The organism is Aeribacillus composti (assembly GCF_007827555.1).
GTDB lineage: Bacteria > Bacillota > Bacilli > Bacillales > Aeribacillaceae > Aeribacillus > Aeribacillus composti.
On record NZ_VISS01000014.1, the window covers coordinates 25,309 to 44,249 of the forward strand.

Sequence of the window (18,941 nt, forward strand, 5' to 3'; positions counted from 1 at the left end):
TTGCGATGTATGGCAAACTTATTATAAAGATTGCATGATCATGATTTTTATAACAGAAGGACTCCTTCTTTCCCCCATTTGTTAAATTCATATAAAAAAGAAGGAAAATTTTGATAAAAGAGGGTTGAATGAACGAAAGAACATTGATAGAATATTTTCTAAATCCCGAGAAGATATGACAAATAAGGGTGAACATAGTGGAAAAAAAAGAATATGTTATACATATTAAATTGGACAATTTATTGAAACAAAAAAGAATGACCAAACGAGAACTTGCCCGTCAAGCTGATATTCGCCATACGCTTGTATGGGAAATGTGCCACAACAAAACGAAGCGCCTTCCTCTAGATAAGCTTGCAAAAATTTGCTCCGTATTACAAGTCGACATACATGATGTCATAGAATTAGTAGAGAGAAAAGAAAGCAATCTAATGTAACCTCCGTCTGACAGCAGAGGTTACATATTTCTCAAATCCTCTTGAAAATTTACATTTCTTGTATCCATTGAGTAATTTTCGAAGAAAGTGAAATGGCAATGTTCTCATTCGATCTTTTTGCAATAGAATTTTGTAAATGTTCTCTTGTTTTGTCATTGATTTCTTCATATTTAATGATCTTGGACCATTCAAGCTGCGGTACAGCAACTAATATATACTCCTCTTTTTTGTTTTCATAAATATAGACGTTTCTGATCTCTTCACCGTTATGTATTATATTTGCCTTTCGTACTTTCATTGTTTCACTCCTTTTTTCCCTCTATATAAAAAATACCTGAGTTGAAAGAAAAATCAATCTCAGGTTTTGCAAAATATTTTACCTATTCCCTATTATCGGTTGATCAAAGAAACTTTTCGAATGTTCATTCGTTTTGCTGCGAACGTCAAATGTTTTTACATAGTCTCCAACATTTAAAGCTCCTGAACCAAGCGCAGATTTTAAACTCGCTTTAGGAGAAATAGAAAAGCTGTCACCCACTTTTATGATTCCTGAGTCGACTTCATTAATCTCAATTGAACCTACAAAAGAAGGCAAATGAAACCACCACTTCCATTGTTTGTTTATAGTATTGTATGATCAAACGCCTAAATTGTTCGCTTATACAATGGATTTTAACTGAGAATAGTATTTTTCAACTTTTTTATCTAGAGTCCTAATTTTCTTTAAAGCCAGCTTTTCGTCAATTTGACGGTAATGATGCATTCCGCCTGGTTCTTCATCCAATTCATCAGCAAGCCGAACTATGCGCTGAAGAGGATTTTGCTTTAAATTACCATCAGGCAAATACGAATCCGTATGAAGGAGAATAGCTAAAGCAATTTGCTTGGCTGCTTCAGGCTTTTCCCCAAGCCTTATCAGCAGTTTATGCGCTCTGTTCGCTCCTTTTATTGCATGAATATCATTTTTTCGATATTTTTCATAATCCCATTTACCGTCCGTGTACCATTCATAATGGCCAATATCATGCAATAGAGCCGCCTTTGTCGCAAGATCGGGATTTACATTGAATGCTATCGCAAGACGAAAAGCATGATCAGCCGTTTTAATCGCGTGAGCAATGCCAGATCGTTTTAAATATTTTTGTGTAATTGGATGAGTGAAGACTTCCATTAAAGTGACCCTTTTCACAGCTCATCCCTCCTAAATATTTCTGTATAAGATACCATATGTTCGAAATTTTCGCAACGGAAGTGGATTTTAAAATTTATGCAAATATACTGGCGGTTTCGCTGAAAGCTGCAGACAAACATACACCGATTTGCATATGATATAAAAACAAAAAATTCAATGAATGATTGCCAGCAGGAAAAGAAACAATAAAATGGACAGGTACATGAAAATTCCGACTCATTGTTGGTACATATGGAATATTAAAACGAAATTATACTATACAGGAGGGATTGCAATGATAATTGGTGTACCGCGGGAAATTAAAAATAACGAAAATCGTGTAGCCATTACACCAGCTGGAGTTGTTTCATTAGTCAAGGCAGGTCACCGTGTACTCGTAGAAGAAAGTGCAGGTCTTGGAAGCGGAATTCATGATGAAGAATATATTCAAGCAGGCGCCGAAATTCTTCATGATACAAGCAAGGTTTGGGAAGCAGATATGGTGTTGAAGGTCAAGGAGCCGCTTCAAGAAGAATATAAATATTTCCGTGATGGTCTTATTCTGTTTACTTACTTGCACCTTGCAGCTAATCCTGAACTGACAAAAGAGTTGAAGGAATCCGGTGTGATTGCGGTCGCTTACGAAACAGTTTCTGACGGTCATTCGTTACCCCTGTTAACACCGATGAGCGAAGTGGCCGGTCGTATGGCAACACTGGTTGGAACGCAATTTTTACAAAAACCGTACGGCGGAAAAGGTATTCTATTATCCGGTGTTCCAGGCGTTGAACGCGGCAAGGTCGTCATCATCGGCGGCGGGGTAGTCGGTACAAATGCTGCAAAAATGGCTATCGGTTTAGGAGCTCATGTAACGATCCTTGACGTAAGTCCTAAGCGTCTTCGGGAATTAGATGATCTTTTTGGCAACGACATTCAAACGCTCATGTCTAACTCCTATAATATTTTCGAAGCAGTAAAAGAAGCGGATTTAGTCATCGGTGCTGTCTTAATCCCCGGTGCAAAAGCGCCAAAGCTTGTGACTGAAGAAATGGTAAAATCGATGAAACCTGGATCAGTCATCGTTGATGTTGCCATTGACCAGGGCGGGATTTTTGAAACGAGCGATCATGTCACCACTCATGACAATCCGACATATGTAAAGCACGGAGTCCTTCATTACGCAGTTGCGAATATGCCGGGAGCAGTTCCGAGAACATCTACGTTCGCCCTTACTAATTCGACCATTCCATATGCATTGCAAATAGCCAACAAAGGGTTAGTAGAAGTAATCGCCAAAAACGAAGCGATCAAATTAGGTGTCAACGTTGCCAACAAAGAAATAACGTATGAGGCAGTCGCCCGCGATCTTGGGTACAATTATGTTCCTGTAGAAAAAGTTTTTGAAAAAGAGTTCGCAAATATGAATTCTGCCACATAATACACATATATTTTCGACTTACCTTAAAAGAAGGAAAACAGTTCTCCGCGAATCTATTATCAAAAATGCAAAAAAAGCCTTCGCTCTCTTTTGAAAAGCAATAAAAAATGCGCACTTATAGACATGTTAAGTACTGGGCTAATCGTGCACAATACAGACCAAATCAGGATAAATGTGCAGCAATTTGTTAAGTCAGAATGTGCCGACACATTATCCTAATTTGGTGTTGCTTCCGACAACATACATGTCAGAAAGAAATCAATCCACGATTTTCAAGCATACTGAATGGCGGTCATCTTTTTTACAAAATAGATTCCGTCTCTCTCCTATATTGAATTGCGGCTCCTGCCGAAAAACTGAAACAGCAATAACATTTCTGACATAAAGCCTAATCTGCAATAGTTCAACCGAATGATGGATGACTCCATCATGATTTAATCGGCACGAATTTTTCCACAAAGGCCGCCAATGTTCGAGTCATCACACCAGTTGCTCCTTCAGGTCCTAGAGGGCCTTTCTTAGCAGTAGTGGATGTCCCGGCAATGTCTAAATGAACCCACGGCGTATCTTCAGCAAATTCTGCTAAAAAAGCACCGCCCATTATCGCATGTCCTTCCCGGCCAGGGGAATTATTCAAATCCGCCATTTTACTGTTTTTTACCCGCTCACGGTCATCTTCAAAAATTGGCAATCTCCATATTCTTTCATTACATTCAACAGACGCTTTCAAAAGCTGATCATACAGTTTTTCGTTGTTCGTCATCGCACCTGTTGTGTGCTTTCCTAGAGCAACAATAACTCCACCGGTTAAAGTGGCAACATCGATAATGTATTTCGCTCCATGCTGCTTTGCATAAGTGATGCCATCTGCAAGAGCTAAACGCCCTTCAGCATCTGTATTTAAAATTTCAATTGTTTTTCCGCTTAATGACACGATGACATCATCCGGTTTCATCGCTCCGCTGCCAATCATGTTGTCAGTAGCCGGAATAACGGCTACAACATTTTGTTTCGGTTTTATTTCACCGATAATTTCCATCGCTCCTAAAACGGCTGCTGCTCCTGCCATATCAGTCTTCATGTTTACTAACCCATCTCTAGGTTTTAACGAGTAGCCCCCAGTATCGTAAGTAATTCCCTTGCCGACTAAACCAATCGCATCGTCCCAAATCTTTTTTCCTTGGTATTTTAACACAATCATTTTAGGGGGTTCACTGGAGCCTTTATTTACCGCCAATATCCCCCCCATGCCCATTTCCTCCATATCCTTTTTTTCAAGGATTTCGATCTCAAAAGAATATTTTTTGGCCAGTTCGATGGAATAATTCGCGAGTTCTGTCGCAGTTAATAAATTTGAAGGCATGTTCACAAGAGTTCTTGCCGAATTTGTTCCTCTTCCATAAACATAACCGGCAGTTAAGGCTGCGTTTATTTTCGCTTTATCTGCATCTGTCAAAACATGAACAGCTTCAATGCTTGATTCGCTGCTGCTTGATCGTTGTTTATAGTTTTTTATTTTGTATGTAGAAAGGGCAAACGCTTCCGCTAGTGCATGAGCTGCATCTACCTCTTCCACATCTCCTCCAATAAAGGTAGAAAGCTGTACGCTTACAATCTTTTTCTGATCTTGTTGAACAGCTTGAAACGCATGCCCAAAAGCTTCCATTGCCTTTTGGAACGTGAATTCTTTTTCTTTCCCAAGCCCGACAAAATAAATTCGTTTTACGTTTTCAGCATCGAATGTATATAGTTTTGCGACACTGTTTTTCGCAGAAGAAATTTCACCTGATTTTATAAGCTTGGTGAGTTGATTGTTCAATTTTTTATCCAGCTCCTGCAAAGCTTTTGACAAATTTCCGTTTTGCTTAAAAAGGCCAACAATTAAACTTTCCCCTTCTAAACCGTCTAGTACTTTAAACATTTTTCCACCTCCTTCAATTATTATACGAGGTCGAATAGAACTTTGCTTTATTTTCAAACCAAAAAATAAAGCCCATCCCTGTGGGATAAGCTACCGTTGTCTAAAAACTTCCATCGTTTTATTTTCGTTTAATTTTTTTAATTCCTCTTCTGTTAACGTTCCGTTTCCTTTTTTAACTAAATAAACATCCACTTTTTTCTTTCCCCACTGATTGTAAACATCTTCTACTGTTTCATAATACAAATCAAGCCGATTGCCTTTAATCGCAGCACCTTTATCTGCAACAACTCCGTAGCCATATCCGGGTACATAAAGTATCGTTCCGATCGGAAAAACGTTTAAATCTGCTGCTATAGTGGAAAAATGATCCCTTTTTACTTTAACACCTGAATAAGTAATTCCATATTCAGGGTGGCCAGGATGTTTTCCTGTCGACTCATATCCGGCTGTATATCCGGTAGCCACAACTGTTTTTTTTGGATACTTTGATAAATCAATGGATTTTTCCATCGTCTGTCCTTGATTTGCATGATTAATATTTTTTGCAACGGCTTGTTGGGAATTTTCTCTTTGATTATATTGTTTGATCACCCATTTTGTCAGTTCATCTGCTTTCACACCTGAAATGGTTTCAAAAGTTGTTAAAAACGCCCCAATAAACAACAGACTCATCATAATTCTTCTAGTCCACATTTTTATACTCTTCATTTTTTCTAATTTCACTCCTCTCACCGTCTATTTGTTTCCAAATCGCAAACAAAATATACGTTGGAGGAGCTTTTGAAAGGAGCGTATTTTTCAATACGTTCCGACATGTATAAATTTTCCGATAAATTAAAAATAAAATGTAGGCACTCAAATAACATTGTTTTAAAAAAAAAGCGTTTTTTTTACATAAAAAAAGCCTTCCGATTATACGGAAAAGCTTAAAACATTTGATATCCTCTTGCTCGAAGCATTCGAATGACAATCCCTGATAGGATCGCACCTACCATCCCGCTTCCTAAAATGAGAATGTCTGCTACGGCAAGAGAGGCGATTTTTTCCCCCAACAGAGAAAATGAGCGGCTAGGTGATTTGAAATAATCAAAAAAATTCACTTCATCAATTAAAAAAATACATACTAACGGATAAAGTATCGCCATTATCCATGACATTCTTAAAAGCATATTTAATAAAAAACCGATTCCAAAAAATAAAACTAAGAACAGCAGCATGGAAATCAACAGCACCGGTATGTTCATCATCGTGTCCTCACCCTCAGAAAACTGTCGTATTATTATTAAAAGTTTTTATGTGGTTTAATAAGGAAAAAACTTGACCAGCCTTTGTTAATTTGCCAGATCTTCTTACATGTGCCAAATCTTTAAAGCAGCAAATCGATAAATTGTTACCTTAATTATTAACCTATTTATTCCAATATATCAAGTACAAGATTTCATTTAATGGCATAAATCGGCAAAGCAAGTTTGACATGCACACAAAAAGGTTCTCAGTAGGCTCTCCAACCTTTGAGCAGTTCAAAATTTATACAAAAAAAACTGGAAGTTTCCCCAAATGTTTTAAAATGCCAAAAATCACCTTTAAGAAAGATTGTCCTATTGTACAGTGCTTTGTCTGTTTTTTACTCATGTGAGAAGCTTTTGTGCTTGTACCATAAAGAGGGATTTGGCTTCAACATTTAAGAGAGAACTTTCATTCCTTCAAGCACAAAAAAGACGGTGTAAACAAACAAAAGAAGCACAAGAACTTGAGAATAAAACGAAGAACTTTGAAGGAAATATCGGGTATAGCTGTCCGACAGACCAAATACATCAGGCTACTATATAATTGCAGATCTGCATGGCGATTTTATGCTGAATCGAACCCTCTAATCGCAATCAGCATAGCGAGCTCTTTAATTTAATTTGTTTAAAAGCTTATTACTACGAAAATTCAATAAATACAGAGCGGCTCCTTCTCCAAACATTTTACTTTCCTGCTTTAAAAGAAATTACAAAAGCTGTTCATGTTTATAAAACATTATTTTAAAAGAGCAAAAGCCCTTAAGCCTTTGCTCTTTTCTTCAGCTTAAAAAAATTTGAATTTTCCTTTTTTCAACACGAGACCTGCTCCGCCAACCATATATAGCGCGCGGTTATCAATCATTTTCTTCATGAAGGATGCTTTTGTACCGACCATTTTTTTGCCTAACGCAATACCTACTGCATCATCTTCTCCTAGAGAAGCAACAGTTCCTTTAATATCTGGCTTAAATGGTTCGAGTTCTTTTTTACCGCGAATTAATGCAGCTAAATTTCTCGCGCAAACTTCTCCCTGCTGCATTGCAATTTGCGCTGTCGGCGGATATGGACGATTGATTTCCTCATTAATAATTAATGAACAGTCTCCAATAATAAACACATCATCATGTCCTGGTGCGCGCAAGTCTTTCTCTACTTTTACGCGGCCCCGCATTGCCTCAAAACCAGATTCTTCAATTACACTGTTTCCGCGCACACCAGCCGCCCAAATAACAGTGCCTGCTTTTATTTCTTCCGTTTGATCGTCTTTCCCAACAATAATTCCTTGTTCAGTACATTCTTTTATCGCTGTGCCGATTCTAAACTCAACACCTTTGCGCTGCAGTTGATTGACTGCGTACTCCACAAGTTCAGGATCGAAACCTGGAAGTGCTGTCGGTGCTGCTTCCACACAAATAATACGGACTTTTTTAGGGTCAATATCATACTCTCGGCAAAGCTCAGGAACACGGTTGGCAAGTTCGCCTAAAAACTCAATTCCAGTGAATCCTGCACCTCCGACTACAATGGTTAGACGTGTATCATCTTTTTCTTCTTCTGTATTGTATGTAGCAAATTGATATTCAATATGCTCTCTAATTTGTCTAGCAGAATTAATGTTGGAAATTGTGAAAGCGTATTCTTTTAACCCTTGGATTCCAAACGTTTCCGGATGAGCCCCAAGAGCGACTACTAAGTAATCATAGTTAAGCTCGCCATTTTCAAGAATGACTTTTTTCTCATCTGTTTTAATTAATTTTACAGAATCTTGCACAAAGTTTACTTTGTTTGTATCAATTACATCTTTAATTGGATAGCGGCATCGGTCATGATGAAGGGTGCCTGCAGATGCTTCATGCAGCCATGTTGTTTCATAATGATAATCATGCTTATTGACAAGTGTAATATCAGCCTCGTTCACACTCACCATTTTTTGTAGACGTGTTACGGTCATTAATCCTCCATAACCGGCACCTAAAATAACAACTTTAGGATTTCTCACAAGACACACCAACCTTTTCCGTAATTTTTAAAGCGGTCAATTCTAGACTCACTTTTCACATAATTTGTGAAAATATTCACGTTCTTGGACAAAAAATTATAAGGGCAAAATTGTCAATAAAATTTAACATCTTTTTACCTATAGTCATGATATCCGTTTGTGTCCAACTTTTCAAGTTTATTTTTAAGCTAAATGATCAACTTTATAAATCTTTAAATGACAGAATTTTTGTATTTTTACAATCTTTTTTTTATGATATGATTAATAAAGATTAACAAGAGGGGGAATCGTCTGTGAAAGAGGACAGCAAAGTCTACGATATAACGATTATTGGCGGGGGACCTGTCGGGATGTTCACAGCTTTTTACGGAGGAATGAGGCAGGCTTCCGTTAAAATTATTGAAAGCCTTCCACAATTAGGAGGGCAATTGACAGCGCTTTATCCTGAAAAATACATATATGATGTAGCGGGGTTTCCAAAAATTAGAGCTCAAGAATTAGTCAATAATTTAAAAGAACAAATTGCCTTATTCAATCCAACCGTCTGCCTTGAACAGGAAGTTCAGGAAGTTGAAAAACAAAGTGACGGGACATTTAAGTTAACGACAAATTCAGAAATACATTATTCAAAAACGATTATCATCACTGCCGGAAACGGCGCATTTCAACCACGTAAACTTCAGCTGGAAAATGCTGAGCAATTTGAAGGGAAAAACCTGCACTATTTTGTAGAAGATTTAAACTATTTTGCAGGCAAAAAGGTCGTCCTGTTTGGAGGCGGCGACTCAGCTGTTGACTGGGCGTTAATGCTTGAGCCTATTGCAGAAAAAGTAACGGTTGTCCATCGAAGAGATAAATTTCGCGCGCACGAGCATAGCGTAAATCAATTAAAAAATTCTAAAGCAAATATATTAACACCTTTTGTTCCTGTTGAGCTTATCGGCAAGGATCGAATTGAACAAGTCGTAGTCGAAGAAGCAAAAGGAGATCGGAAAGAGATTATTGATGTAGATGAAGTAATTGTCAATTTTGGCTTCGTTTCCTCTTTAGGCCCTATCAAAAACTGGGGGCTGGAAATTGAGAAAAATTCGATTGTTGTTAACTCAAAAATGGAAACAAATATTCCGGGAATTTATGCTGCCGGAGACATCTGTACTTATGAAGGAAAAATAAAATTAATTGCGACTGGGTTTGGCGAAGGTCCAACAGCTGTAAACAATGCCAAAGCTTATATTGACCCAAGCGCAAAAGTTCAGCCAATGCACAGCACAAGTATGTTTAATTGATGAAAAAAGATGTGGGTGTCTAATAAGTCATTTTTTCGGCTTATTGACCCCCTCTTTAATGTTTTAGAAACGTTGATATATCGGTGCTTATGATTTTTTGTTTTTCAATGGGGATTTGACTTTCTGAACAGCTCCCTTACAGCGGGAATAACAAGCAAAAGTAAATTTTATTGGAAAGAATAAAGGCTGTCTCGTAAAAGGTCATTTTTTATGACCTTTTGAGACAGCCTTTTTGTCAAGTACTTTTCTAAAGAAACCAGACTGCATCAAGAAGAAGGGGCTTATCGGACAGACCATTTTTCCTTTGTTTATATCCTTCAGAAGTTTTATAAATGACTTTTCTTATGCTCTCTTTCTTCATTAAGTTCTTCAAAAGTTTTATGACGGATATTCAACACATACAATTGCTTCTTGTTGGACTTCATTGCCTCTATGAAGGACATTTACAAATTTTATTCCTTTATTTTTATCCTTCACAGTAGCTCCAAAATCCTTCATTTTAGGAACTCAACGGACAGCCCTATCTTTTTTCAACTTTCATCGGTGATTCATATAGTCTTTCGCACGGTCTTCCATGATGAAAATCTGTGATCTGCAAATATCCTCATTTAATTCTCTATCACTTTTAATAAGTTGCATTTAGCCGTTTTTCCCATAAAAATATCCTAATAAAGCAGACTTTTTCTTTTTGGATTCCACTTTATTAGGATATATTTTATTGTGAGTATAGAAAAAGTTAAGGAATAAAGCGATCATTATGCTTGGCTTCAGGAAAGAATCTTTTTTAGCACTCTTCCGGTGTTCCAGCGTGTGTTGCAGTTCTAAAGGAGGCGCCGCAGCCGCAAGACGCAATCGCATTAGGGTTGTCTATCGTGAATCCTCCACCAAGCATCGATTGTTTATAATCAATCTTTGTTCCCTTTAATATAGGGGCGCTGTCTTTATCCACTAAAATCCGAATGCCGAATTGTTCAAATTCGTGATCATCTTCTTGTTTTTCTTGTTCAAACCCGATGCCGTATGAAAGTCCAGTGCAGCCGCCGCCTTTCACACCAATACGCAAATAGGCGCCTTCTTCTTCATTTTCTCTCATCATATCTTTTATTTGAAAAGCTGCCGCTTCGGTAAGCATAACAATTTCAGACATGACCCATCCTCCTTTTCATTAATTTTTGAGTCACTTTTAGTATACCTTTTCAGAAAAAAACTCTCAAATTTCTGAACCGGATTCATAATAATAGGTCCCCGTGCAAACCGTTTCAGCAGGTCCTTTCATCAAAATGTTCCCCTCGTCAGTCCATTTAATAAATAAATCGCCGCCGGCAAGATGGACAACTGTTTCTTTGCCTCTTGTTGTTTGTTCGTTTAATACGGATGCGACCACTGCCGCACATGCTCCGGTGCCGCAAGCTTGTGTGACACCTGAACCTCTTTCCCATACTCGAAAATGAAGCTCATGGTCGTTGACGATTTCGACAAATTCTACATTTACCCCTTCTGGAAATCTTGCATCTTTTTCGACAATCGGTCCCAATGTTGTTAATGGAGCTTTCTCAATATCGTCTACAAAAAAGATGATGTGTGGATTTCCCATCGAAACCGCTGTGACTTCATATTTCGAGCCGTTAAATTCCATGATTTCACCAATAGCTGTTTCATCTCCGTTTCCGGCCATCGGTATTTCCTTTTTTAACAGCTTAGGGTGACCCATATCAATTGTGACGCTTGATACTCGTCCATTTTCTTCATGGACTTCGGCTTCAACCAAGCCAGAAAGTGTTTCGATCAAAAACTTTTTCTCTTTTACTATGTTATGCTCATAAACATATTTTGCGACACAGCGCAAACCGTTTCCACAGTTTTTTCCTTCTGAACCGTCACTGTTGAAAATTCTCATTTTCACATTCGCACGTTCAGATGGAAGAATTAATATTAGCCCATCTGAACCGATGCCGGTATGAACGTTCGCAACTTTTCGCGCAATATCTGGCAGGAGATGCTCCGGAAGCGTTTCTTCGAATCCATTTACATAAATATAACTGTTTCCTAATCCATGCATTTTTGTAAATTGAAAAGTTTCCATCTTTTCCTCCAAAACAACAAAAAATTTGTTTTTATAAGTATAAAACGTTCAAAATTTGTTGACAATAAAAATATCCCCCGTTTTCATATATAAATAAAAGCTCCTCGGGAAATATAAGAGGGGCTTTTATTTTTTATATCATCAGCCTGCCGCTTCAAACACCTTGCTCATACGTAAAAAAAAGACTCATCCGCAAAGGCAAGCGTCGTACTGAGAAACAATATTGAGATTCATACTTACATTTTATAATATGCTCTCATACCTCGAATGAAATATTTAGAGACAGGATCAAAATAAGGAGAATCAAAAGCTTGTCTCCCTTTTAATTTTATCATTCACTTTTATTTTCTATTAAAACATTGGATTTTCTTCTAAAAATTGATAAATATTTTTCACTAGCTCTTCTGCCGTTTCCCCTTCTACCGCTTCTCCGTTTACGAGGGCAAAAAGCGATTCGTAGCATTGGCCGCAATACCCTAGGCAGCTGTATTCAACTATATCTAAATTAGGATCTTTTTCTAATTGTTCTAATGCTTTTTGTGAACCGTTTGCTAAGTTGCTGACACAAAACTCTATAATTGGTTTCACGTGAATTGTCCTCCTTCTATACTCAGTAGCCTATCATAATGCTTTTTTTCTTCATTGTCAAAGCATTGAACTTCAAGGCTCATTTAACATTTTGCCATAACAATTGTGCTATTTTTCCTTAAGTATGTTGTGATTTATACATAAATTCGTTATACTTTTAGTGGCATTTGTTACGATTGTCACAGTTTTGGGGTAAACATTTGCAGGGAAAAGGGGAATCGCGATGAGAAAGTTACTGCTCCTCGGAGGCGGCTATGGCGGCATGAGAATTCTTCACAAGTTGCTTCCCAATAACTTGCCGGATGGTGTCGAAATAACATTAGTGGATAAAAACCCTTATCATTGTTTAAAAACGGAATACTATGCGCTGGCTGCGGGAACGATTTCAGATCAGCACGTGCGCGTGGCCTTTCCAGAACACCCGAAATTGAACGTTCATTACGGTGAAGTCACGGACATTGACCTTGAACAAAAGCTTGTACATTTAAAAGATCAATCTCCAATCACGTATGATGATCTTATCATCGGATTAGGATGCGAAGACAAGTATCATAATGTTCCGGGTGCTGACAAATACACTTGCAGCATTCAAACAATCGATCAATCACGTGAAACGTATCAAAAGCTGAACAATTTAGGAGCAGGTGCAACAGTCTGCATAGTTGGAGCCGGATTGAGCGGCGTTGAATTGGCAAGCGAACTGCGTGAAAGCAGATCCGATTTAAAAATCAAGCTGTTTGACCGCGGAAAAGTGATCTTATCAAACTTCCCGGAACGATTAAGCAAATATGTCCAAACATGGTTTGAAGAGCACGGGGTTGAAGTAATCAACAGCGCCAATATTACAAAAGTTGAGCCAAATATGGTTTATAACCATGATGAACCGATTCCTTGTGATGTTGTCGTTTGGACCGCAGGAATTCAACCGAATTATGTCGTAAGGAAATTGAATGTTGAAAAAGACCGGCAAGGACGGGTTATTTTAACAAAATACCATCATCTTCCTCAAGATGAACATGTGTATGTTGTTGGAGACTGTGCAAGCCTTCCTTACGCACCAAGTGCTCAACTTGCCGAAGCGCAGGCTGAACAAATTGTACAAGTATTGCTCAAAAAATGGAACAACGAACCTCTTCCAGAGGAACTGCCGCCGTTCAAATTAAAAGGCGTTCTCGGTTCTCTCGGAAAAAAATCAGGTTTTGGGATGGTAGGAGATCGCGCACTCACTGGACGTGTGCCACGTCTTTTAAAATCAGGAATTCTTTGGATTTATAAATATCATAGTGGAGCATGAGAAAACCGGGCGTTCATTTGTACGTCCGGCTTCTCTTTTTCCGGAACTCTTTCACTGGAAAATATAAATCAAGAGAAATACAGTTGTCTATTATTTTGCATGCAAAAAAACGAAGCAGCGTTTTTTTTTTTTTTAGCGAATCTGTTCTTTTGGCTTGAAGAAATCGACAATGCACTTTTTCTTTCACAGTTCTGGATGACGAGTAAACTCTTTCTTACACAGGTTGGTAACCATGTTTTTCCATCTCTTGAAAAATCCTTTTTATCTTTGGATTTCCTTCTCCTACTACCACTCCATTTATGACAACAAGGGGATAAAAATATTCTTCCTTCACGATTTGATCGGCTATTTTCTTTTTCTCTTCATCTTCCGGAGGACAATATATATCAATATATGTGATGTCAAATGGCTGATCTGGATATTTTCTAGTCAGTGCTGCTTCCAGCCATTCAAATGTATCTTTTGCTGAAGGCGAATTTACACAGCTTGGACATAAGTTTTCTGCACCATAAACGCAAATTTCTACCGGTTTTCTCATGTTTGTTCTCTCCTATTTAATAAAATGATGATCTCCTAGATTATCCATATTAGATTTAAAAAAAATGTGATACAATGAATTTGAAACTTACAAATAGATTTTATCGCTCATTTTGAATATAATGATGGATAAGAAAGGAGTCGATAGTATGTCAGATGTTCAAATAAAAGAACAAGTACAGGAAGTTTTAGATAAGCTGCGCCCGTTTTTGCTTCGTGACGGCGGAGACTGCGAATTAGTTGATGTTGAAGAGGGCATTGTGAAATTGCGCCTTTTAGGTGCGTGCGGGAGCTGCCCAAGTTCTACCATTACTTTGAAAGCAGGTATTGAGCGGGCTCTGCTGGAAGAAGTTCCAGGCATCGTAGAAGTAGAACAAGTATTTTAATGAAACAAACCGGCGAAAAGCCGGTTTGTTTCTTTATATCAAGCTTTCAATATGAGTAAACCAAGACTTTGTCCCTTCATAATCAATTTCTAGCTGTGTTACTTCACAATGAGGAAAAGCCTCTTTTAGTTTAGGACGCAATGAGTGTCTCATGCCTTTTGGAGCAAAACACAATATCGTTGGACCTGCACCGCTCAATACAGTCCCGTACACACCGTGCTCTTTTCCTATCTTTCGAACAGCTGACAGTTCAGGAACTAGACTTTCCCTATACGGTTGATGGAATATGTCCATTTCCATCATTTGGCCTGCCAATTCCCAATTATTATTCATGATGCTCCCAACAAGCACATTGCTGATCGCACTGGCTTTCACCGACTGCTGAAATTTAAATGTCTTCGGCAAAACGCCTCTAGAATCCTTCGTATATAAATAATATGGCGGAATAACCGCGATAATATCCACATCCAGATTATCCACTTTTACAAAATATGTGTGGTCATCTGTTAAATAGCCGACCACTAGACCGCCTACTATAGAAGCTCCGGCATTATCCGGATGTCCCTCAAACTTGCTGGCAAAATGAATTTTTTCTTCATCGCTCAAATTCAGTTTACAAACACGATCGCAAAGCTCAATCCCTGCTGCAATGGCGGCCGCGCTGCTTCCGAGTCCTCTTGTCATCGGAATATCACTTGAAATTTCCACATAACATGCAGGAAGATTAACACTATGTTTTTCTGCTAGCTTGGAAGCGACTTTATAAATTAAATTCTCTTTCCCTTCCGGTACGTTTGCTACTTCTTCACTTACCGGCTTAAATGTCCAATTTTCCGCAAATGTAACGGCTAGTGTTAAATAGCGGTTTAAAGCGAGCCCTACAGAATCAAAACCGGGGCCAAGATTGGCTGTACTTCCGGGAACTTGAATTTTTAACATGTCTCCTTCTTTCATACATGCCCATCTCCCTTGAGATGGTCCATCACAGCTTTCTTTTCATTAGGCAGCACGATCGGCTGGATGGATGACACATCGATCGCAGTATTCGGATCTTTTAATCCGTTGCCGGTCAATACTGCTACAACTGTGCTTCCTTTCGGGATTTTCCCCGAATTTACATCTTTCATCACTCCTGCAATAGATGCACTTGAAGCAGGTTCAGCAAAAACGCCTTCCGTTCTTGCAATTAATTGATAAGCATCCAAAATTTCTTCATCTGTTACCATATCGATCTTTCCGCCTGATTCATTGGCAGCATTGACAGCAAATTCCCAGCTTGCTGGGTTTCCAATTCGAATGGCAGTTGCCACTGTTTCCGGATTTTCAATCACTTGATTTTTTACAATGGCTGCGGCGCCTTCCGCTTCAAAACCGTGCATTTTTGGAAGCCCTGTTTGGTGCCGCTCATTAAACTCTTTAAATCCTTTCCAATATGCTGTAATGTTTCCAGCATTTCCAACCGGAATCGCCAAATAATCCGGAGCTTTTCCCAGCTGTTCACAAATTTCAAACGCCGCTGTTTTTTGCCCTTCAATTCGGTAAGGATTTACAGAATTGACAAGAGTAATTGGCAGCTCTTCACAAATTTCACGAACCATTTTTAAGGCATCATCGAAGTTTCCTTCAATTGCAAAAATTTCTGCGCCGTACATAACTGCTTGGGCAAGCTTTCCAAAAGCGATTTTTCCGTTCGGTATAACAACAATGGAACGCAATCCTGCACGTGCCGCATATGCGGAAGCAGCTGCAGACGTATTTCCAGTTGAAGCGCACATTATAGTTGTGCTTCCTTCTTCCACCGCTTTTGCAACTGCCATCACCATACCGCGGTCTTTAAATGAACCGGTAGGATTCGCTCCTTCTGTTTTCACATACAGCTCAACGCCTAATTTTTCAGATAATTTTTCTAAATGAATGAGAGGAGTATTACCTTCGTTCAATGTCAGCATCGGTGTTTTGTCCGTTACTGGCAAAAATTCTTTATATTTTGCAATTAGTCCATTCCATTTCATAATAAGCCGTTCCCTTCTACTCGATACGTACTTTTAACTTCCTTAACAACTTGCAAATCTCGGAGCTCCATTAAAATTTCCTCAAAATCTTTTTTCGATGCTTTATGGGTAACGATGACAATTTCCGCTAAATCTTTATTTTTCAGAGGTAATTGGAGAATTTTCTCAAAGCTTACACCTCTGTCTGAAAAGAGGGATGTAATTTTTGAAAAAGCTCCAACTTGATCTTCTACGTGAATTCGTAAAAAGTATTGGGCAAAAATTTCTTCAGGTGCCTTCAATTGTTTCTGATATTGCGGGGCTACGGCGCTTCTTCCATTTACACCTAGACGCATGTTTTTCAATACGCCTACTAAATCCGAAACAACAGCGGTTGCAGTTGGCAAGCTTCCTGCGCCAGGACCGTAAAACATTGTTTCCCCTACTGCTTCGCCGTACACATAAACCGCATTATATTCATCTTGGACGGAAGCTAACGGATGATGATCGGGCAGCAGTGCAGGCTGTACACTAACTTCAATTTTATCACCGCTTCGATGGGCGATGCCGATTAATTTCATCGTATAGCCGAGCCGTTTACTGTAATCAATATCCTCTTGTGTAATATCCGTTATCCCTTTTACTTCCACATCTTCTAAATCTACTTCCATAGAAAATCCAAGTCTTGCCAAAATCGCCATCTTTCTCGCTGCATCCAAGCCTTCTACATCAGAAGTCGGATCAGCTTCTGCATATCCTAATCTTTGCGCTTCCTTCAGCACTTCTTCATAAGGGGTTCCGTATTTTGACATTTTCGTTAAAATAAAGTTTGTCGTTCCGTTAACAATCCCCATCATTTTTGTAATCCGGTCTGACGCCAATCCATCTACCAATGTACGCAGAATCGGGATGCCGCCTGCGACACTTGCTTCATAAAAAAGATCGCAGCCGTTATCCGTCGCTTTTTTGAGCAACTCAGTTCCGTACACTGCCATCAAATCTTTATTTGCCGTCACAACATGCTTCTTCCGATTTAATGCTTCAAGCAAATATTCCCGTGTCTGCTCAATTCCCCCCATGACCTCAATAATGACGTCAATATCCGGATCTTCTATTACCTCATGAACATTTGTCGTTAATTGGGAAGGTTCTACATGAACGTCTCTTTTTTTATTTGTATTTTGAACAAGAATTTTTTTTACTTTCACCGGGCACCCGATTAAATGAATGAGCTTATCCTGGTGGTCTTCAATGATTTTTACTACTCCGCTACCAACGGTGCCTAAACCGAGCAGTCCTACTGAGATTGATTCCAACCAATTCATCTCCCTTATGTTTATTTATAATAGACAATTGTCTGCCGTAAAAAGACATTAACTGTTTTATAAGACATTATAAATTTCAATGACTGATTTTACAAGAGAAATTTTCATCATCCGCATATGTAAACGCTTTTTGGGCGTTTAAACAACGGCTGTTTTCGGTTTCTCGCCCGTTAACACACGTTGAATATTTTCGACGCAAAGTTCGATCATTTTTATGCGGGTTTCCCGACTCGCGCTGCCGATATGCGGAAGTGCTACAACTTGTTTCAATGATAAAAGCGGATGATTGGAATCAATCGGTTCTTCTTTAAACACATCCAATCCACAACCAGCGATTTCACCAGTTTTTAGAGCATTATACAAAGCGTTTTCATCAACAGATGCTCCTCTGCCAGCATTAACAAATATTGCACTTGTTTTCATTTTTTTAAAGGCTTCCTCGTCAAACAAGTTTTTCGTTTCATTTGTTAATGGTGTTAAATTAACGACAAAATCGGCTTTCTCTAGCAATTCATCAAATGTGCAGTATTTCGCTCCAAGCTCTTTTTCCACTTCCGGTTTCTTTGAACGATTATGATACAAAATTTCCATATCAAATCCTTTTGCCCGTCTCGCAACAGCTTCTCCAATTTTCCCCATCCCAACGATCCCAATCGTTTTATGATGGATATCGCTTCCTGCCAACAAAAATGGAGACCACCCTGTCCATTTTCCTTCTTTTACATACTCCGCAGCTTCAACCAATCTTCTTGCCGCTGCCATTAACAAAGCAAAGGTTAAATCGGCAGTCGTATCTGTTAGTACATCCGGTGTATTAGTTACAGTCACGCCGTACTTTTTCGACGCTTCGAGATCGATATTGTCATACCCGACTGCTAAATTAGCAACGATTTTTAATTTTTTGGCTTTTTGAAGCAGTTCTTCATCCACCCGGTCTGACAGCATTGTAAGCAGAGCATCAGCTTTTTTTGCCTTTTCCAATAATACAGACCTCGGACATGGAGAATCCTGCTCCCACATGTCGACAACTCCGATGGAACGAAGAGGATCCAATAGGTTTTCTGGCAGTTTTCTTGTTACAAAAATATATTGGGTCACTGATTCATCTTCTCCTTCTTCTAATAAATAGCTATTGTTTTGAATTGATATGACAAAATCAATGCTTTGTTCGAAACAGCTGCAAGATTTTAGCTGCTTTC

General features: G+C 38.7%; 20 protein-coding genes. 5 read left to right on the forward strand and 15 right to left on the reverse strand.

From position 1 onward, the window contains the following. The first annotated feature begins 197 nt into the window (after positions 1-197). Positions 198-437 carry a helix-turn-helix domain-containing protein gene (locus FB379_RS08885; protein WP_232515690.1) on the forward strand — a complete coding sequence of 80 codons (240 nt, stop codon included), beginning with the start codon at positions 198-200 and terminating at the stop codon, positions 435-437. A 49-nt stretch (positions 438-486) separates the two neighbouring features. Here the strand turns inward: FB379_RS08885 and FB379_RS08890 are convergent, their stop codons facing one another. The 3 genes from FB379_RS08890 to FB379_RS08900 all read right to left on the reverse strand — a co-directional run bounded on the left by FB379_RS08890 (position 487) and on the right by FB379_RS08900 (position 1,626). Continuing rightward, positions 487-735 (reverse strand): YueH family protein, encoded by a 249-nt coding sequence (locus FB379_RS08890; RefSeq protein WP_066249236.1) that lies wholly within the window; start codon positions 733-735, stop codon positions 487-489. Positions 736-813: 78 nt separating this feature from the next. Then, entirely contained in the window at positions 814-1,032 is a 219-nt protein-coding gene (locus FB379_RS08895; RefSeq protein ID WP_144597769.1) for a spore germination protein, read from the reverse strand. A 63-nt stretch (positions 1,033-1,095) separates the two neighbouring features. Further along, positions 1,096-1,626 carry an HD domain-containing protein gene (locus FB379_RS08900; protein ID WP_063387069.1) on the reverse strand — a complete coding sequence of 177 codons (531 nt, stop codon included), beginning with the start codon at positions 1,624-1,626 and terminating at the stop codon, positions 1,096-1,098. A gap of 277 nt (positions 1,627-1,903) precedes the next feature. On the opposite strand from FB379_RS08900, the gene ald reads away from it, so the two are divergent. Next, entirely contained in the window at positions 1,904-3,046 is a 1,143-nt protein-coding gene (gene ald, locus FB379_RS08905) for an alanine dehydrogenase (protein WP_063387070.1), read from the forward strand. A 427-nt stretch (positions 3,047-3,473) separates the two neighbouring features. Here the strand turns inward: ald and FB379_RS08910 are convergent, their stop codons facing one another. From FB379_RS08910 to FB379_RS08925, 4 genes are all read right to left on the reverse strand, one after another. Next, entirely contained in the window at positions 3,474-4,967 is a 1,494-nt protein-coding gene (locus tag FB379_RS08910; RefSeq protein ID WP_063387071.1) for a leucyl aminopeptidase, read from the reverse strand. A 90-nt stretch (positions 4,968-5,057) separates the two neighbouring features. Continuing rightward, the gene (locus FB379_RS08915; protein ID WP_063387072.1) at positions 5,058-5,675 is read right to left on the reverse strand and encodes a 3D domain-containing protein; all 618 of its coding nucleotides are present in this window, start codon (positions 5,673-5,675) and stop codon (positions 5,058-5,060) included. A gap of 218 nt (positions 5,676-5,893) precedes the next feature. After that, a complete protein-coding gene (locus FB379_RS08920; protein ID WP_063387105.1) occupies positions 5,894-6,211 on the reverse strand; it encodes a YuiB family protein in 318 nt (105 codons plus the stop codon). 826 nt (positions 6,212-7,037) lie between these two features. Beyond that, the gene (locus tag FB379_RS08925) at positions 7,038-8,261 is read right to left on the reverse strand and encodes an NAD(P)/FAD-dependent oxidoreductase (RefSeq protein WP_186439306.1); all 1,224 of its coding nucleotides are present in this window, start codon (positions 8,259-8,261) and stop codon (positions 7,038-7,040) included. Between the two features lie 284 nt (positions 8,262-8,545). On the opposite strand from FB379_RS08925, the gene FB379_RS08930 reads away from it, so the two are divergent. Next, positions 8,546-9,538, forward strand: coding sequence for an NAD(P)/FAD-dependent oxidoreductase (locus FB379_RS08930; protein WP_063387074.1), 993 nt, complete (start codon positions 8,546-8,548; stop codon positions 9,536-9,538). Positions 9,539-10,322: 784 nt separating this feature from the next. Here FB379_RS08930 and FB379_RS08935 read toward each other — a convergent pair. The 3 genes from FB379_RS08935 to FB379_RS08945 all read right to left on the reverse strand — a co-directional run bounded on the left by FB379_RS08935 (position 10,323) and on the right by FB379_RS08945 (position 12,209). After that, positions 10,323-10,685, reverse strand: a complete 363-nt coding sequence (locus FB379_RS08935; RefSeq protein WP_063387075.1) for a HesB/IscA family protein — start codon at positions 10,683-10,685, stop codon at positions 10,323-10,325. A gap of 63 nt (positions 10,686-10,748) precedes the next feature. Then, positions 10,749-11,621, reverse strand: a complete 873-nt coding sequence (dapF, locus tag FB379_RS08940; protein ID WP_066249227.1) for a diaminopimelate epimerase — start codon at positions 11,619-11,621, stop codon at positions 10,749-10,751. Positions 11,622-11,972: 351 nt separating this feature from the next. Then, positions 11,973-12,209 (reverse strand): YuzB family protein, encoded by a 237-nt coding sequence (locus tag FB379_RS08945; RefSeq protein ID WP_094245256.1) that lies wholly within the window; start codon positions 12,207-12,209, stop codon positions 11,973-11,975. 223 nt (positions 12,210-12,432) lie between these two features. Here FB379_RS08945 and FB379_RS08950 point away from each other — a divergent pair, with 223 nt between their 5' ends. Continuing rightward, positions 12,433-13,503 carry an NAD(P)/FAD-dependent oxidoreductase gene (locus tag FB379_RS08950; RefSeq protein ID WP_063387078.1) on the forward strand — a complete coding sequence of 357 codons (1,071 nt, stop codon included), beginning with the start codon at positions 12,433-12,435 and terminating at the stop codon, positions 13,501-13,503. 214 nt (positions 13,504-13,717) lie between these two features. Here the strand turns inward: FB379_RS08950 and FB379_RS08955 are convergent, their stop codons facing one another. Beyond that, positions 13,718-14,041 (reverse strand): YuzD family protein, encoded by a 324-nt coding sequence (locus tag FB379_RS08955; protein WP_066249224.1) that lies wholly within the window; start codon positions 14,039-14,041, stop codon positions 13,718-13,720. Between the two features lie 121 nt (positions 14,042-14,162). Here FB379_RS08955 and FB379_RS08960 point away from each other — a divergent pair, with 121 nt between their 5' ends. Next, positions 14,163-14,426, forward strand: coding sequence for a NifU family protein (locus FB379_RS08960; RefSeq protein ID WP_375338782.1), 264 nt, complete (start codon positions 14,163-14,165; stop codon positions 14,424-14,426). A gap of 33 nt (positions 14,427-14,459) precedes the next feature. Here the strand turns inward: FB379_RS08960 and thrB are convergent, their stop codons facing one another. The 4 genes from thrB to FB379_RS08980 form a co-directional block, all read right to left on the reverse strand. Next, positions 14,460-15,380 (reverse strand): homoserine kinase, encoded by a 921-nt coding sequence (thrB, locus tag FB379_RS08965; protein WP_063387081.1) that lies wholly within the window; start codon positions 15,378-15,380, stop codon positions 14,460-14,462. Next, complete coding sequence (gene thrC, locus FB379_RS08970) at positions 15,377-16,438, reverse strand: threonine synthase (protein WP_063387082.1); 1,062 nt, start codon at positions 16,436-16,438, stop codon at positions 15,377-15,379. The genes thrB and thrC overlap by 4 nt, the downstream gene beginning before the upstream one ends. After that, the gene (locus FB379_RS08975; protein ID WP_186439305.1) at positions 16,435-17,733 is read right to left on the reverse strand and encodes a homoserine dehydrogenase; all 1,299 of its coding nucleotides are present in this window, start codon (positions 17,731-17,733) and stop codon (positions 16,435-16,437) included. Before FB379_RS08975 ends, thrC begins: the two co-directional genes overlap by 4 nt. Before the next feature lie 147 nt (positions 17,734-17,880). Further along, positions 17,881-18,840 carry a 2-hydroxyacid dehydrogenase gene (locus FB379_RS08980; protein WP_066249221.1) on the reverse strand — a complete coding sequence of 320 codons (960 nt, stop codon included), beginning with the start codon at positions 18,838-18,840 and terminating at the stop codon, positions 17,881-17,883. Positions 18,841-18,941 lie beyond the last annotated feature (101 nt).

Excerpts from the sequence above, each read along its gene's own strand:
- FB379_RS08915 (WP_063387072.1), bottom strand. The coding sequence starts at position 5,675 with ATGAAGAGTATAAAAATGTGGACTAGAAGAATTATGATGAGTCTGTTG.
- FB379_RS08890 (WP_066249236.1), bottom strand. The coding sequence starts at position 735 with ATGAAAGTACGAAAGGCAAATATAATACATAACGGTGAAGAGATCAGA.
- FB379_RS08955 (WP_066249224.1), bottom strand. The coding sequence starts at position 14,041 with ATGAGAAAACCGGTAGAAATTTGCGTTTATGGTGCAGAAAACTTATGT.
- FB379_RS08960 (WP_375338782.1), top strand. The coding sequence starts at position 14,163 with ATGATGGATAAGAAAGGAGTCGATAGTATGTCAGATGTTCAAATAAAA.
- thrB (WP_063387081.1), bottom strand. The coding sequence starts at position 15,380 with ATGAAAGAAGGAGACATGTTAAAAATTCAAGTTCCCGGAAGTACAGCC.
- FB379_RS08910 (WP_063387071.1), bottom strand. The coding sequence starts at position 4,967 with ATGTTTAAAGTACTAGACGGTTTAGAAGGGGAAAGTTTAATTGTTGGC.
- dapF (WP_066249227.1), bottom strand. The coding sequence starts at position 11,621 with ATGGAAACTTTTCAATTTACAAAAATGCATGGATTAGGAAACAGTTAT.
- FB379_RS08950 (WP_063387078.1), top strand. The coding sequence starts at position 12,433 with ATGAGAAAGTTACTGCTCCTCGGAGGCGGCTATGGCGGCATGAGAATT.
- FB379_RS08935 (WP_063387075.1), bottom strand. The coding sequence starts at position 10,685 with ATGTCTGAAATTGTTATGCTTACCGAAGCGGCAGCTTTTCAAATAAAA.
- thrC (WP_063387082.1), bottom strand. The coding sequence starts at position 16,438 with ATGAAATGGAATGGACTAATTGCAAAATATAAAGAATTTTTGCCAGTA.
- ald (WP_063387070.1), top strand. The coding sequence starts at position 1,904 with ATGATAATTGGTGTACCGCGGGAAATTAAAAATAACGAAAATCGTGTA.
- FB379_RS08920 (WP_063387105.1), bottom strand. The coding sequence starts at position 6,211 with ATGAACATACCGGTGCTGTTGATTTCCATGCTGCTGTTCTTAGTTTTA.